This window comes from Fibrobacter sp. UWCM, from assembly GCF_900129735.1.
GTDB lineage: Bacteria > Fibrobacterota > Fibrobacteria > Fibrobacterales > Fibrobacteraceae > Fibrobacter.
Map to the genome: position 1 here is coordinate 16,661 of NZ_FQWR01000008.1, position 13,340 is coordinate 30,000.

11 protein-coding genes and 1 tRNA gene are annotated in these 13,340 nt (G+C 54.6%); 7 read left to right on the plus strand and 5 right to left on the minus strand.

The genetic code is table 11. From position 1 onward, the window contains the following. Nucleotides 1-172 precede the first annotated feature (172 nt). Nucleotides 173-1,540 carry a CotH kinase family protein gene (locus tag BUB22_RS06980; protein WP_073114514.1) on the minus strand — a complete coding sequence of 456 codons (1,368 nt, stop codon included), beginning with the start codon at nucleotides 1,538-1,540 and terminating at the stop codon, nucleotides 173-175. A 143-nt stretch (nucleotides 1,541-1,683) separates the two neighbouring features. Between BUB22_RS06980 and BUB22_RS06985 the strand changes: the two genes are divergently transcribed. From BUB22_RS06985 to BUB22_RS06995, 3 genes are all read left to right on the plus strand, one after another. Then, entirely contained in the window at nucleotides 1,684-4,794 is a 3,111-nt protein-coding gene (locus BUB22_RS06985) for a T9SS type A sorting domain-containing protein (RefSeq protein WP_073114515.1), read from the plus strand. A gap of 146 nt (nucleotides 4,795-4,940) precedes the next feature. Further along, nucleotides 4,941-5,747 carry an AzlC family ABC transporter permease gene (locus tag BUB22_RS06990; protein ID WP_083535439.1) on the plus strand — a complete coding sequence of 269 codons (807 nt, stop codon included), beginning with the start codon at nucleotides 4,941-4,943 and terminating at the stop codon, nucleotides 5,745-5,747. Then, complete coding sequence (locus tag BUB22_RS06995) at nucleotides 5,744-6,061, plus strand: AzlD domain-containing protein (RefSeq protein ID WP_073114516.1); 318 nt, start codon at nucleotides 5,744-5,746, stop codon at nucleotides 6,059-6,061. Before BUB22_RS06990 ends, BUB22_RS06995 begins: the two co-directional genes overlap by 4 nt. A gap of 57 nt (nucleotides 6,062-6,118) precedes the next feature. On the opposite strand, the gene BUB22_RS07000 is transcribed toward BUB22_RS06995, so the two are convergent. The 3 genes from BUB22_RS07000 to BUB22_RS16895 all read right to left on the minus strand — a co-directional run bounded on the left by BUB22_RS07000 (nucleotide 6,119) and on the right by BUB22_RS16895 (nucleotide 8,568). Beyond that, a tRNA-Arg gene (locus tag BUB22_RS07000) sits at nucleotides 6,119-6,190 on the minus strand. Nucleotides 6,191-6,331: 141 nt separating this feature from the next. After that, nucleotides 6,332-7,642 (minus strand): 30S ribosomal protein S12 methylthiotransferase RimO, encoded by a 1,311-nt coding sequence (rimO, locus tag BUB22_RS07005; RefSeq protein ID WP_073114584.1) that lies wholly within the window; start codon nucleotides 7,640-7,642, stop codon nucleotides 6,332-6,334. A gap of 77 nt (nucleotides 7,643-7,719) precedes the next feature. Continuing rightward, the gene (locus BUB22_RS16895; RefSeq protein WP_083535440.1) at nucleotides 7,720-8,568 is read right to left on the minus strand and encodes an SPOR domain-containing protein; all 849 of its coding nucleotides are present in this window, start codon (nucleotides 8,566-8,568) and stop codon (nucleotides 7,720-7,722) included. A gap of 199 nt (nucleotides 8,569-8,767) precedes the next feature. On the opposite strand from BUB22_RS16895, the gene rpsU reads away from it, so the two are divergent. Both rpsU and BUB22_RS07025 read left to right on the plus strand, forming a co-directional pair. Beyond that, on the plus strand, nucleotides 8,768-8,977 hold the full coding sequence (gene rpsU, locus BUB22_RS07020; RefSeq protein ID WP_014546541.1) for a 30S ribosomal protein S21: 210 nt from the start codon (nucleotides 8,768-8,770) through the stop codon (nucleotides 8,975-8,977). A gap of 99 nt (nucleotides 8,978-9,076) precedes the next feature. Then, nucleotides 9,077-9,547, plus strand: a complete 471-nt coding sequence (locus tag BUB22_RS07025; RefSeq protein ID WP_073114517.1) for a GatB/YqeY domain-containing protein — start codon at nucleotides 9,077-9,079, stop codon at nucleotides 9,545-9,547. 199 nt (nucleotides 9,548-9,746) lie between these two features. On the opposite strand, the gene BUB22_RS07030 is transcribed toward BUB22_RS07025, so the two are convergent. Continuing rightward, nucleotides 9,747-10,931 carry a PDDEXK nuclease domain-containing protein gene (locus BUB22_RS07030; protein WP_073114518.1) on the minus strand — a complete coding sequence of 395 codons (1,185 nt, stop codon included), beginning with the start codon at nucleotides 10,929-10,931 and terminating at the stop codon, nucleotides 9,747-9,749. 292 nt (nucleotides 10,932-11,223) lie between these two features. Between BUB22_RS07030 and BUB22_RS07035 the strand changes: the two genes are divergently transcribed. After that, nucleotides 11,224-11,781: a phospholipase D family protein gene (locus BUB22_RS07035; RefSeq protein WP_073114519.1), complete on the plus strand. Its 558-nt coding sequence runs from the start codon at nucleotides 11,224-11,226 to the stop codon at nucleotides 11,779-11,781. 9 nt (nucleotides 11,782-11,790) lie between these two features. Beyond that, a complete protein-coding gene (locus BUB22_RS07040) occupies nucleotides 11,791-13,320 on the plus strand; it encodes a sigma-54 interaction domain-containing protein (protein ID WP_073114520.1) in 1,530 nt (509 codons plus the stop codon). Nucleotides 13,321-13,340: the final 20 nt, after the last annotated feature.

The following is a 13,340-nucleotide window of genomic DNA, read 5'->3' on the forward strand; positions in this document are numbered from 1 at the left end:
CGCCCCGCCTAGAGCGGGGTATTTTTTTTACCCTCCCTAGTCTCGTACAGCGCCGAAAGGCGCACATGCACATAATTGCCAGTGCCTTAAGTATATATTTGAGATTAGGCAAATATGTGCGTGTCGGGAGGGTCTTAGGGAGGGCGAGCCGTATGTGGCCCTCCCTAGTCTCTTATAGATTATCGTCTATCCAGCGGGTGCGTTCGCGTACCCACGATTTCAGGTCTTCGACCGCTTCGGCGTATGAGCCGTAGGCCTTGGTGTGGGTGAACTCGTTCACGTTGCCGAGCACGTCGGGCCATCCGCGGTAGTTGTTCTCTGCCGCCTTCGCGATGGCTTGCGCGAAGGCGTCGATGGAATCGGGGAGGGCTTCGAATATGGCCCTATTCCTTTTCCAGAAGAGCTCTGATGCTTCCTTCACGTTGGGCATTTTGAGCATGCGCCTGTACCAGGAGTAGTCGCGTATGTACCAGCCGTCGGTGCCTTGCAGTTTGGCGGTGGCGCCGAACGCCGCGTCGAAATCCCATACCGGCCCCATGCGGATGACGCTCCCCGCGACCCATGTGAAAAACACGCTTGTGAGCGGGATGGCGTCGGGGTTCTTCGTGAATTCCTGTACCCAGTAGTGCTTGATGAAGGCGTCGACATCGAACCAGTTGTCGGGCGTGCTGTCGAGCGCGAGCGAGTAGTCCTGGTGGATATACTCGAGGTAGCCTTCCAGGCTGTCGAGGTGGAGCCTGAGCCGGTCCATCGTTTCTTCGGTCGGGTCCTTCGGGGCGTGTATCCGGAACGCCATTTCGCGCTCGTTGATGACTACGAATTCGTCGTCTCGGTACTTGCGGTCCACTTCGACCAGGTACGAATCCTGGTTGTCGGGTATGTTCACGCGGTTCTTGCCCACCTTGATGGTTTCGCATAGCTGGTACACGCCGCGGTAGTTGCCGTTCAAGAAAAGTTCCACGAAACGGGAACGCGGGCTGTAGGCCATCCCCAGCCACTCCGAAAGCTTGAATGCGGTATAGTTCTTGACGAGGGTCTTGTCGCCGTAGTTCGCGAGGAGTGCCCAGTCCCTGTTTTCGGGCATGTTCAGGAGTGTTACTTTATCTGTGAACGTGACCTTGAAACTGCGCTTGGGCATGGCAAGCGAGGTGTTGCCCCTTATGCGGATCATGAGCGGCATGGTGTCTGTAATGGCGGCGCCCCCCTCGGTAATTACGGCGTAGGCAGGGACGTCGGTTGTGTCGTCATCGGGTCTCTCCGGCGAGAGTGTTGCGATAAGCATCCTCGGGATTCCTGCATCGGGGTAGTAAGTCCGGTCGTTCTTGGTCGGGGAAAGCCTTTCGTACGCCATCAGGATCGAGAGAGAATCAATGGATTTGTCGAGGGTGTCGTCAATGGCGTTGGCGGCGGTGTCGCTTGCTGTAGAATCCTGTGCAGTTGTTTCCTCATCCCACGGCGAGGAAATTTCCCTGTCGGAGCCGCTGTTGGAGCATGCCCAGCAGAATAGGGAGGCCATTATGGAAAGCAACGCCTTGCGCATATACTAATTATATACAATTCAGGCTCTTTCGGACTGTTTTTTTTCGGAAAAAATAGGAAACGTTTACCCATGTAACCGGCAAAGCCTTTTCCGCGGTTTTTGTCACGTGAAATATTGTCCCGAAAAATATAGATTTACGGTATATGAAAAAGCTTTTTTATCTATTGCTCCCGCTGTTGCTTTCGGCGCTCTCTTTTGCCGCCTTCGATAACGGTCATTTCAATTACGGACGACAGTGGGCGGGCAGCCTCACTGCAAGTGATGTTTCGAACAAGGGGCTTTCGCATATCGCAATCTGGCTAGGCGATAACGAAAAGTACAACGAGTATTGGGAAGGAGCCATGATGGGCGTATGCAAGGAGGCGAACCTGACGCCGGTAATATATGCCTACGTGATTGCCGAATACGACAAGGACAAGGGGAATGCGGATTGCGACATGGGTAATCCGAACCATTGCACCAACGGCGCAGAAACCATTCGCAAGGGCTGGGGGAATATTATTGCCCGTTACAAGAGCTACGCGGAAGGCATCGCGAAGGATTACGGGACTTCGAATCCGACGGTCTGGCTGATTGAACCCGACTTTATTCAGTATTCCAGGACGGGCGATTCCATTGATACACGTTTTAGCCAGGTGGGCGGCGGTATTCCCGATGATTCCCTTGCGGGCTATTACTTCAACAGCATCGTTTCTACAATTAAGACAGCGCTGCCGAACGCGAAGATTGCGGTAGATATTTCCCCGTGGCTCAACGACTACATACGCGTGTGGTACAGCAAGTTCGACAAGAGCAAGGTGGACTACCTGTTTACATCGGGCGGGCGTACCCAGGGCGACAATGCACGCATCCGAGCGGACAACAATAATAACCTCACTTGGGCGGGCGCCTGGTCCGCGATGGGTGGGAAGCCGATTATTGCAGACGACGGTTACGGTGTGGGCGGCGCAAGCAATGGCGATTATTTAGATTGGTTGAACATTGAAAATTTGAAAGCCCGCGCCCAGGACGGGGTCATCGGGCTCACTATCCCGGAACCGGGCGATACGCTTTACCGTTTTGCAAAAAAACACACTCTCACCATATCGGTTCAGGGTTCTTCCAGTTCTACGCAGTCAAGTTCCTCGATGTCTTCGAGCTCCATGAGCAGTTCCAGTTCCAAGGTGCGGACGGTCTTTGAACTCACGAGCGGGAACGTGCCTCAGACTGTGACTGCGGGTGACGAGATATCTCCGATTGTCTACCGCTATGAAAATCTGACTAAAGTCAGCGCGGCTGTCTTGTCGGGCCTGAGTGGAACGAGGGATTCGGACAAGAAGACCTACACGATTTCGGGACGCATTCCGGAGAACGCTCCGGATAGTTCGTTCGTGATGCAGCTGACCGTGACCGGACCGGATACGAACTTCGTTGTAAAACCAGTAATCAACGTGAAACACAAGCCGGTGGTTACGACCGTCGAGGTTACGAGCAACGCTACGCAGACGGTGACCGCGGGTGATTCCATCAAGCCGATTGTGTTCAAGTACGCGAATATAAAGAGCTATAGTGTAACTAAGCCAAGCGGGTTTACCTATGCTGTTGACGGGAATACTCACGAGATAACGGTTCGCGGTTTGCTTGATGACAATCTGAGCGACCAGGAATTGACTGTCAAGGTGGATGTGACCGGCCTGGACAACAATGCTTCGGCAAGCGCGAAAATTACGGTAAAGCACAAGCCTGCCATGATTGCTTACGAGGTTGTTGGCGGGAATGCGGACCGGACCGTAACGGCGGGTGAAGAAATTGAGCCTATAGTTTATTCGTACAAGAATGTGCGGAATTTTAAGTTGTCTGGGATTCCAAAAGGATTAAAAGGCGAGTTGAACGGAAATGAGAAAACGTACACGATTTCCGGTATTGTCGCCGATTCCCTGACCGACCATGAATACACGTATACGATTTCCATGACGGGCATCGATAACGATTCGACTGCGACGGGCAAGATTACCGTGAAGCACAAGCCCGCCTTGCCTGTACTTGAGCTCACGAGCGGGAACGCTAACCAGAAGGTTACTGCGGGTAGCGATATCGAACCGATTGTATTTAAAATCCAAAATGTGACGGAGGTGAAGGCTTCCGGCCTTCCCGCCGGGTTGACAGGCGTGATCAACAAGAGCAATACGACCTACACGATCTGGGGTACGGTCGCAGATTCGTTGACCGCCTATGTGTACGATTATAGGATTGCAGTGACTGGTGCCGACGGCAGTGCTTATGCAGAAGGAAAGATTACCGTGGTAGAGCGGTCTTCTAGTTCTGTCGCATCTTCTAGCAGCGAAGAATCTTCTTCTAGTGAGGAATCTAGTAGTAGCGAGGAAAGTTCCAGTTCGTCGCTTGAATCGAGCAGCAGCGAGGAATCCTCGAGTTCTGTTGAGTCGTCCTCGAGCGAAACGCCGTCGTCGTCTAGCGTCGAAAGCAGTTCTTCTGAAGAGAGTAGCTCTTCTTCTGAGGCGAGCAGTTCAAGCTCGGAGCCTTCATCCTCCAGCGTCGTCACACCGCCGCCGATTTCTTCCAGCGAGGAACTTGCGTCCAGCAGCAGTGAAGAATCGTCTTCTAGTTCTGTCGAATCCTCCTCGAGCGATGCAAACCAGGTTGTTGTGACGGGTAGTTTGAACCAGACGGTTGCCGCTGGCGGCACGTTCGAAACCATCACGTTCAGTAACGTGCAGACATTCAATCGCGATACATGGAATATTTGGTTCTTTGATTTCAAGAAGTCTGGTGACGTGGTGACCGTTGAAGGTTCCGTGCACGAGGGCTTCCCGGTAGGTACGGCTGTAGAAACCGTGACGGTTAACGGGCAGAAGTATGAGATTACGTTTGTCGTGACCGCTCCTGAAAGCAGTTCCTCCGAGGCGAGCAGTTCAAGCTCCGCGCCTTCTTCCTCCAGCGTCGTCACACCGCCGCCGAGTTCCAGCTCGGCAAGTGTGTCCAGTAGCAGTGCTGTGGAGTCCTCTTCCAGCGAGTCTCCGACGCTCGCGATGTCGCGCGTATCAAGCCCGCTTTCGATGGTTGTCGCGGGCCGTACGCTCCATGTCTCGGGCACAAACGACATGTCGGTAGAAGTGTTCGACATGCAGGGCCGCCCGCTCATGGCAATCGCTCATGTGAAGGGCTCCGTGAATCTCGAAAGCCTGCACCAGGGTAACGTGGTGGTTCGCCTCCGCGCGGGCTCCAACACGCTGGTCCGCCGCATTGTGGTGAAGTAAACAAGGAATTTTTTGCACCGATAGGTGACCGCGCGAATAATCCGCGTAGTAGGGAAGGCAAAGCCTTCCCTTGATTCGTTCTTATAAAATGCGTAAATTTGCATATTTGCATAGATTTCCTATAGAATTTTTCTATATTTGTCGCCATGAAGTTTTCTAAAGGCGTCCAGGACGGCCTTCCGATAGGCCTCGGGTACTTTGCGGTGTCGTTCTCGTTCGGCATCGCGGGCTCCAAGTTGCTTTCCTGGCCGCTGGTCACGTTCATCTCGATGACGAACCTCACCTCGGCGGGTCAGTTCGCGGGTCTCCAGATTATGGCCGATGCCGCGGGCACTTTTATCGAGATGGCGATTGCGACTTTCTTTATAAACCTGCGTTACAGCCTGATGGCGATTTCCCTCTCGCAGAAGGTGGCGCCGAATTTCGGGACGTTCAAGCGCCTGCTGCTTGCAACGGGCATTACGGACGAAATCTACGCGCTTGCGGTAAGCCAGGCGGAACCAGTGACCGCGCGGTATTTCGCGGGTCTCATGGTGCTCCCTTACATCGGGTGGTCCTCGGGTACGCTCTGCGGGGCGGTTTGCGGTGAAATCCTCCCTGCGGTAGTGACGAACGCCCTCGGGGTGGCGCTGTACGGCATGTTTGTCGCCATCGTAGTCCCGCAGATGAAGGCGCATCGCCCCACGCTTATCGCCGTCCTGATTGCAATTGCCTGCAGTTGCGCGTTCAGGTACGTGCCTGCGCTCAGTGGCGTGACTGTCGGGTTCGCGATTATCATCTGTGCGCTGGTCGCCTCGCTCCTCGGTGCAGCCTTCTTCCCGGTAAAGGACGATGAAGACGATACGCCCGATGGCCAGACCGGCGCGCAACCAGCCAGCGTGCAATCTGCTGGTGTACAACCTTCCGACGCGCAACCCGCGGGGGAATGCGGACAAAGTAAGGAGGGCGCATGAACCTGAGGGATTACTGCTTCTTCCTGCTCATGATGGCGGGTGTCACCTACCTGCTGCGTGCTGTCCCGTTCGTTCTCTTGAAGGGCAAGATCAAGAGCCGCTTCTGGCGTTCCTTCCTTGCGTACGTTCCCTACACGGTTCTCGCCGCGATGACGGTGCCTGCCATCTTCTATTCCACGAACAGCGTGCTTTCGGGTGCGTGCGCGCTCGTTGCCGCAGTCATCGCGTCGCTCCTCGGGCGCGGCCTCGTGGGTGTAGCCGTTGTCGCCTGCGTTACGGTGCTGGGCGTCGATGGCATCATGCTGCTGCTATAAACTATAAACGACAAACGAATTGCAAATAAAAAAAGCGCCCCGTGCGGAGCGCTCTAATACCCATGTCCGGAATCGAACCGGAATAACCTCCTTCGGAGGGAGGGACACTATCCATTGTGATACACGGGCCCGGCCAATGTAATCCCGCGCGTGGCGGAATCCATCCGATTTTGGTCTGCGAAATATAGTAAAAAATGACCCGCCGTCATCCTCGACCACGCCCTGCGTGGGCGGGGATCCATGCATTTTATTCCGGCGTTTGTCTCTGCATTATAGCAATTTGACAATCAGCTCGTGCGGTTCTGCGTCTACCACCAGCGCGTCGTGGAATTCGCCCACGTCGGCGTCGCCCTCGAGCACCTTCACGATGTCGTCGTTTTCCATCGAGTTGCCTTCGGTGCGCCCGTAAAAATGGTATTCGCTTTCTTCCGCCACCTGGTCGATGATGATGCGAACCTTTTTCCCAATCATCGATTCGGCGTGTTCCGCGTCGATTTCTTCCTGTAGGTCGGTCACGGCATCGAGCCTTGCGCGCGCCTCGCTCTCGTCTACCGCGGGCAGGTTCATCTCCATCACGGGTGTGCCTTCTTCGGGGCTGAACACGAATCCACCCAGGTGGTCGAACTGGATGTCTTCCAGCAGTTCCATCAGTTCCTCGAAGTCCTCGTGCGTCTCGCCGGGGAACCCGACAAGTACGGTCGTGCGGAGCGTGACTCCCGGAATGCGCTCGCGAATCTTGTGCAAAATATCGACGAGCTCCTTCTTGCGGTAGTTCCTCTTCATGTTCTTGAGTACGTTGTCGCTGGCGTGCTGGATAGGCATGTCCACGTACTTCACGAGGCGCGGTTCGTTCGCCATCAGGTCTAAAAGTTCGTCGTCCACGAACATCGGGTACCAGTACAGCGTGCGTATCCACGGAATGTTCGTGTTGTCGAGAATCGCGCGGAGCAGGCCGGCCAAGGTGCCGCCCTTCTTGCCCTTCTCGCGCCCGAAGTATGTCGTGTCTTGCGCGATGAGGGTAATCTCCTGCACGCCCTGTTTTTCAAGTTCCTTGGCTTCTGCCACAATGTCTTCGATGCTTCGCGACACCTGCTTCCCGCGGATCAGCGGAATCGCGCAGTAGGCGCATCGCCGGTTGCATCCTTCCGCAATTTTCAGGTAGGCGTGGTGCTTGAACCCGCCGAGGTTCATGCGCGGGAGGTTCTCTGCATCGCAGCTTTGCGGGGCGACGATTCCCATCTTCTTCAGGAGTTCGCCCGGCTTGTACGTGCCTACCCAGTAGTCCACCTCGGGCAGTTCCTTCACGAGCTCCTCGCCGTAGCGGCCCGAGAGGCAGCCCGATACAATCAGTTTCTGCCTTGCCTTCTTGCCGTTAATTTGTGCGAGAATCGCGTTGATGGATTCTTCCTTCGCGGCCTCGATGAACCCGCATGTATTCACCAGGATGTAGTCCGCCTTGGCAGCGCTGTCGCAGGTGGCAAAGCCCGCGTGCAGCATCTCGCCGACGAGGTTCTCCGCGTCGACCTGGTTCTTGGCGCATCCTAAATGGACAACAAATACTTTGGGTTTCTTTGTAGGCATGTTTGCAAATTTAGAAAATAGGTCCTGCAAAAAAAGAGCCCCAGAGGAGCTCTTTTCGTAAAGATTGCGTGAACCGCTTATTCCCAGTCGTCCACGAAGTCTTCTGCAGGCGGGGCAGGGGGTGCCGCAGGTGCAGGAGCGGGTGCGGGTGCAGGTTCCTGTGCCGGAGCGGGTGCTGGTCCCGGAGCAGGCGCAGGTTCCGGTGCGGGAGCGGGTGCCGGTTCAGGCTCGGGTGCAGGAGCAGGGGCCGGTTCCGGTGCAGGCGCGGGTTCAGGTTCCGGAGCAGGAGCAGGCGCGGGTGCCGGTTCGGGTTCAGGGGCCGGTTCGGGCTGGTTGTCCTGCGGAGGAGCGTAGTACGAACTGGATTCGCCGCTGTTGTCGGAATCTCCGGCCGGGTTGCCGACCTCGTCGTTTCTGCTGTTGTCAACCCACCACTGGAAGTTCAGTGCGCTAAGCACCTGCTTGCCGTATTCCTGGGCATTCGCGTAGGTCGCGAAGTAGCCGATACGCACGCGGTAGTAGGTACCCTCGAGTTCGCCCGGGTTTTCCACCTCGGCGACGTAGGCCTCGATTTTCTGTTCTGCAAGTTTCTTCACGATGGCGTCGGCACCCTTCTTAGAGGGCTGGATGCTCACCTGGATAACAAACTGGCCATCTTCCTGGGGCTGGATGTTGCCGGTGACTGCCGGGGCTTCCTTGGCGGGTTCGGCCTTCTCGTCCTTCTGGGCGTTGCCCTGGGAAAGGGACTGGATGGGCACGAGTTCCGGTTCATCGGCGGGTGCCGGAGCCGCTTCGGTCTTGGTGACCGCGGGTGCCGGTTCCTTTTTCTGCATGTCGGGGACTATTTCCTCTTTTTCGCCACATCCGCAAAGGAGGGCGCCTGCGAGGGATACGACGCATAAGCTAGACGACCATGTCTTTTTCATTAAATACTCCGGAAAATGAATGGCATACCTGTTAGGCAACACTAAAAATATATATAAGTCTTTGATGTTCCGCAAGTTATAATTAAAAAAATGCCCATTTTTTGTCCAAAAAACGCCTGATGTGCCCCCACCCTTGACGAAATCGGCAGAGTTAAATATATTTGGGCTCTCAAACTGAATTTTTAACCAAAGGATAATCGTGATCGGCGTTATTGTTAAGTCCAACGAACCTTTCGAACGCGCTCTCAAGCGTTTCACCAAGTCTTGCGAAAAGAACGGCATCATTTCCGATGTCAAGAAGCGCCAGCGCTTCGAAAAGCCCTCCGAAGAAAAGAAGCGCATCGAAACTGCGGCCCGCCGCAAGCGTCTCAAAGAGATTGCTGACCAGAACCGCAAGCGTCTCTACTAATAACAATTAGTATATTGCGTAAAGGTGAGTCGCCGATCCATGATCGGTGGCTCGTTGCGTGTTTTATAACAAAAGCGGTGAGACCGCAAAGGATTCACTATGGCAAGCGAACTTCTTGCAAAAATCAAAGACGATATCAAGACAGCCATGAAGGCGCACGACGCCGAGACTCTCGGAACGCTCCGCACCCTCCATTCCGACATCAAGAACGAGGCCATGAAGGCTGGTGCCACTCCGGCCCAGATCGAGGAGACAATCACCGACGCGATGTGCGTCGACGTGCTCGCCCGTAGCGTGAAGCAGAAGCAGGAAGCCATCGACATCCTCAAGAAGGGCGGTTTCATGGACAAGATTCCGGCCGAGGAATCCTGCATCGCGCTCTACCGCAAGTACATGCCCGCCGAAATGACCGAGGACGAAGTCAAGGCCCTCATCGCCGAAATCAAGGCGGCGACCGGCGCTGCAAGCCCGAAGGACATGGGCAAGATCATGAAGGAACTCTCCCCGAAGGTCAAGGGCCGCTTCGACGCCAAGCGCGCATCGGCGCTGGTTCAGGAAACCCTTAAATAACCGCTCGGCTCTATTGTAGGTAAAGAAACCGTCATCCTGAGCGAAACGCCGTAGGCGTGAAGTCGATATACGAAACTTGGCTACTTGTAGCCTTAGTTGAGTTAGGTTCGTAGGAGCAGGATCTAGTCCCTCGTTGTCATGCCCGGCTCGACCGGCAATTTTTCATCCCCGCGCAGACGGGGATTTTTGGTTAATTCTTTTACCCCTTCTTCCCGCTGATTTCGTTCTTGAGCCACTTGGTCAATTCGTCTTCGGCAGGCAGGTTCAATTTGTATTTCTGCACGAAAAGCGATTCTTCGATTCCCGTGGTTGTATATTCCACCAATTCCTTGCCTGCCTTGGTACACATCAAAATGCCGACGGGAGGGTTGTCGCCCTTTTCCATCACGTTTTTTCTGTAGTATGCAAGGTACAGGTTCATCTGTGCAATGTCGTCGTACTTAATTTTGTTTGCCTTGAGGTCGATCAACACGTGGCACTTGAGAATCCTGTGGTAAAAGACCAAATCGCAGAAGAAGTAGTCGTCATCGACAAGGATTCGTTTTTGCCGGGTTTCGAAACAAAACCCGTTGCCGAGTTCCAGCAAGAATTCTTCAAGGTGGTTCATCAGCGCGTCTTCCAGGTCGGATTCTTCGACAACGTCCTTGTTCTTGAGCCCGATGAATTCATAGACGTACGGGCTCTTCACGACATCTTGGAGTTTCAGCGGATGGTCTGATTGCGCAATGCGGGACTGGACGATTGCACTCATCTTTGCAGGGTCCTTGCTCAGGGCCGTGCGTTCGAAGTAGTTCGAGTCAATTTGGCGTTTGAGTTCACGGAAAGACCAAACGCCTTTCATAGATTCCAGTTCGTAAAAGACCCTGCCCAACGGATTTTCGACACCCATAATGAGCAAGAAGTGCGAATACGAGAGATGATTAAAGAGTTTTTCAGGCGGAATTTCAAGTTTTTCAGATTGGGCAAACGGTGTTTGCCCAATTTGGCAAACAGTGTTTGCCAAATCTGTTTCCGACGGTGGCAAAACGTCCAATTTTGCCCCTAAATCAGCCGTCAATGCCCTGGTTGCCCCGAATTCTGCAGCAGTAAATTCCAGAACGGGGCGTGCCAAACACTTGAATTCCGAGTAGAATTGACGGTAAAGTTTCAAGTTCCTGTAAGAAAGTGACTTCTTGTTCAGACGCTCGGCCAGCCTCTGGAGCGTCTTCTCTCCGTATTTGGCCCTGTCGTTGCCGTTCTGCTCGTAATGCACAATGTAGTAGCCGGTAAGCCAGTTGCGTGCGGTTACATTCTTGTTGATTGCCTTGGCGGTGTTTTCTTCGAAAGCCTCGTCGATTTGCGCAATAGCATTGCAGAGACCGTTAAAATCGATGTTGCTTGCCATGATGTACTCCTGTGAAAATTTTGTGGCTTGCAAACAGGAGATATGCATGTATAGCGCAGAACACCGGTTCACAAACCTGTTGATGACAGATTGGGAATCCCACAAAATGTGGGGGTGCTCTACGTTGATCGCCAGGGGCCGTTCTCCCCATAGGGTTCCTGTCCTCAAATCGCGGGGCGTGTCGCGCCTGCAAAGGGAGGACGGCGTCAAGCAGAGAGTTTAACTGCCCGCCCGGAATTTATCGCTGTCAGCGGGATTGACTGCTATTACTGAATTGAATATATAAAAACGCATGACAAAAAACAAGAGGAAGGTTATCTTTACTCCCGTGCCTACATTCACCAAGTACATCCAGAACGAGGAACATTACTCCGAGGTCATCGCGCGGATTGCGAAGGTCCGCGAGACGTTGTGGATCGGTACCGCCGACATCAAGGATGTCTACGTGAAGCAGGACGGCGAATCGATGCCCTTGCTCGGGCAACTGGCCGCGCTCCTGAAGCGTGGCGTTGGCGTGCGGCTCATTCACGCGAAGGAGCCCGGCCCGAATTTCCGCGAGGACTTCGACCGCTTCAAAATTTTGGCGACCGACCTCGAACGCGTCATGTGCCCGCGGGTGCATTTCAAGATGATGATTTTCGATTTGGAGACCGCCTACATCGACTCTGCGAACTTGACGGGTGCGGGCATCGGCATGAAGAGCAACTTGCGCCGAAACTTTGAGGCGGGTATTCTCACCAACGACCCCGCGCTTGTGCAGCCCGCCATCGAACAGTTCGACACGCTCTGGATGGGCTCGCACTGCAAAAATTGCGGCCGCCAGGAATTCTGCAGCGACCGGATTAAGTAAATTTTATATATGCCCACGTCGCAATCCAAAATCCAGGAATTGGAACTGCTCTACAAGATTAGTTCCATTCTGAACCAGACACTCGATTTCGAGAGTGTCGCTCACCCGATTTTGGAAGTGGTGGAATCTACGATGGGCGTGGAACATGCGACCCTCACCTTGTACAACCGCCATACCGGCGAAATCTCCATTGAAATTGCAGAAGGTCTTTCAAGCCGCCAGGCGCGCAAGGGACGCTACAAGGTGGGCGAGGGCATTACGGGCCGCGTCGTGGAAACGGGCAAGCCGATTATCATTCCCTCGGTCGCAAAAGATCCGGACTTCCTCGACCGCACGGGGCGTGGCAAGACGGAGGACAAGGCGTTCCTCTGCGTGCCTGTGATTATGGAGCATCAGGTGATTGGCGCCTTCAGTGCCGACGTGCAGAATCCGGTAGAAGACGAACTTCCCGAGAAACTCCGCCTGCTGGAAATTATCGCGCAGATGCTTGCGGCGGCAGTGAAGCTCCGTCGCGAGGCACGCGAAGAAAATGAACTCCTGAAGGCCGAAAACGAACGCTTGACATTGGAACTCAAGGACCGTTTCCAGCCCGACAACATCATCGGGCGTTCCAGCGAGATGCAGCGCGTGTACGCGCAGATTGACCAGGTTTCAAAGAGCCCCCTACCCGCGCTCATCGTGGGTGAGGTTGGCACGGGCAAGGGGCTTGTGGCTGAGGCTATCCATTACCGTTCCGACCGCAACATGGGCCCGTTCGTCCGCGTCCATTGCGCCTCCATGCCGGAATCAGTACTTGACCGCGAACTATTCGGCAGCGTGCGCGGTGCCCTCGTTGGTGTGTTCGCCGAGACGCCCGGCCGCGTAGAACAGGCCGAAGGTGGCACGCTGTTCCTGGACGAAGTGGGCGAGCTTTCGCCAAACCTTCAGGTGAAACTCCTGCGCCTGTTGCAGAACGGCGAGGTGGAACGCATTGGCGCCCGCATTCCCAAGAAGGTGAACGTGCGCGTGATTGCGGCCACCACCAAGAACCTGCAGCAGATGGTCGAAGAAGGCACCTTCCGTGAAGACCTCTATTACCAGCTGCACATCTTCCCGATTTATGTGCCGCCGCTCAGGAACCGCAAGACAGACATCGTGCTCCTGGCGGACCACTTTGTGGAGCATTACTGCCGCATCGTGGGCAAAAACGTGCGCCGCCTTGCCCGCACCACCATCAACATGCTCATGAGTTACCCGTGGCCCGGAAATGTGCGCGAACTCGAAAACGGAATCGAGCGCGCCGTCCTCGTTGCTGACGAAGACGTCATCTACCCGCACCATTTCCCGACCACGCTGCAGACCGCCGAAACGAGCGGCACTCCCGTGAACGGAAACCTGAAACTCATGGTGGAAGCCTATGAAAAGGACATCATCTGCGATGCCCTCAAGAGTAGCAAGGGAAAAGTCGCCGCTGCTGCGCGCAGTCTTTCCACGACTCCGCGTATTTTAACGTATAAAATCAACCAACTTGGCATAGACCTCGCCAGTTTCGGTAAATAAACTGACTGCAGTCAACTCTC

What these genes read in the sequence shown, in the direction of transcription:
- BUB22_RS06980 (WP_073114514.1), bottom strand. Translation starts at nt 1,540, where the DNA reads ATGCGCAAGGCGTTGCTTTCCATAATGGCCTCCCTATTCTGCTGGGCA.
- BUB22_RS06985 (WP_073114515.1), top strand. Translation starts at nt 1,684, where the DNA reads ATGAAAAAGCTTTTTTATCTATTGCTCCCGCTGTTGCTTTCGGCGCTC.
- BUB22_RS06990 (WP_083535439.1), top strand. Translation starts at nt 4,941, where the DNA reads ATGAAGTTTTCTAAAGGCGTCCAGGACGGCCTTCCGATAGGCCTCGGG.
- BUB22_RS06995 (WP_073114516.1), top strand. Translation starts at nt 5,744, where the DNA reads ATGAACCTGAGGGATTACTGCTTCTTCCTGCTCATGATGGCGGGTGTC.
- rimO (WP_073114584.1), bottom strand. Translation starts at nt 7,642, where the DNA reads ATGCCTACAAAGAAACCCAAAGTATTTGTTGTCCATTTAGGATGCGCC.
- BUB22_RS16895 (WP_083535440.1), bottom strand. Translation starts at nt 8,568, where the DNA reads ATGAAAAAGACATGGTCGTCTAGCTTATGCGTCGTATCCCTCGCAGGC.
- BUB22_RS07025 (WP_073114517.1), top strand. Translation starts at nt 9,077, where the DNA reads ATGGCAAGCGAACTTCTTGCAAAAATCAAAGACGATATCAAGACAGCC.
- BUB22_RS07030 (WP_073114518.1), bottom strand. Translation starts at nt 10,931, where the DNA reads ATGGCAAGCAACATCGATTTTAACGGTCTCTGCAATGCTATTGCGCAA.
- BUB22_RS07035 (WP_073114519.1), top strand. Translation starts at nt 11,224, where the DNA reads ATGACAAAAAACAAGAGGAAGGTTATCTTTACTCCCGTGCCTACATTC.
- BUB22_RS07040 (WP_073114520.1), top strand. Translation starts at nt 11,791, where the DNA reads ATGCCCACGTCGCAATCCAAAATCCAGGAATTGGAACTGCTCTACAAG.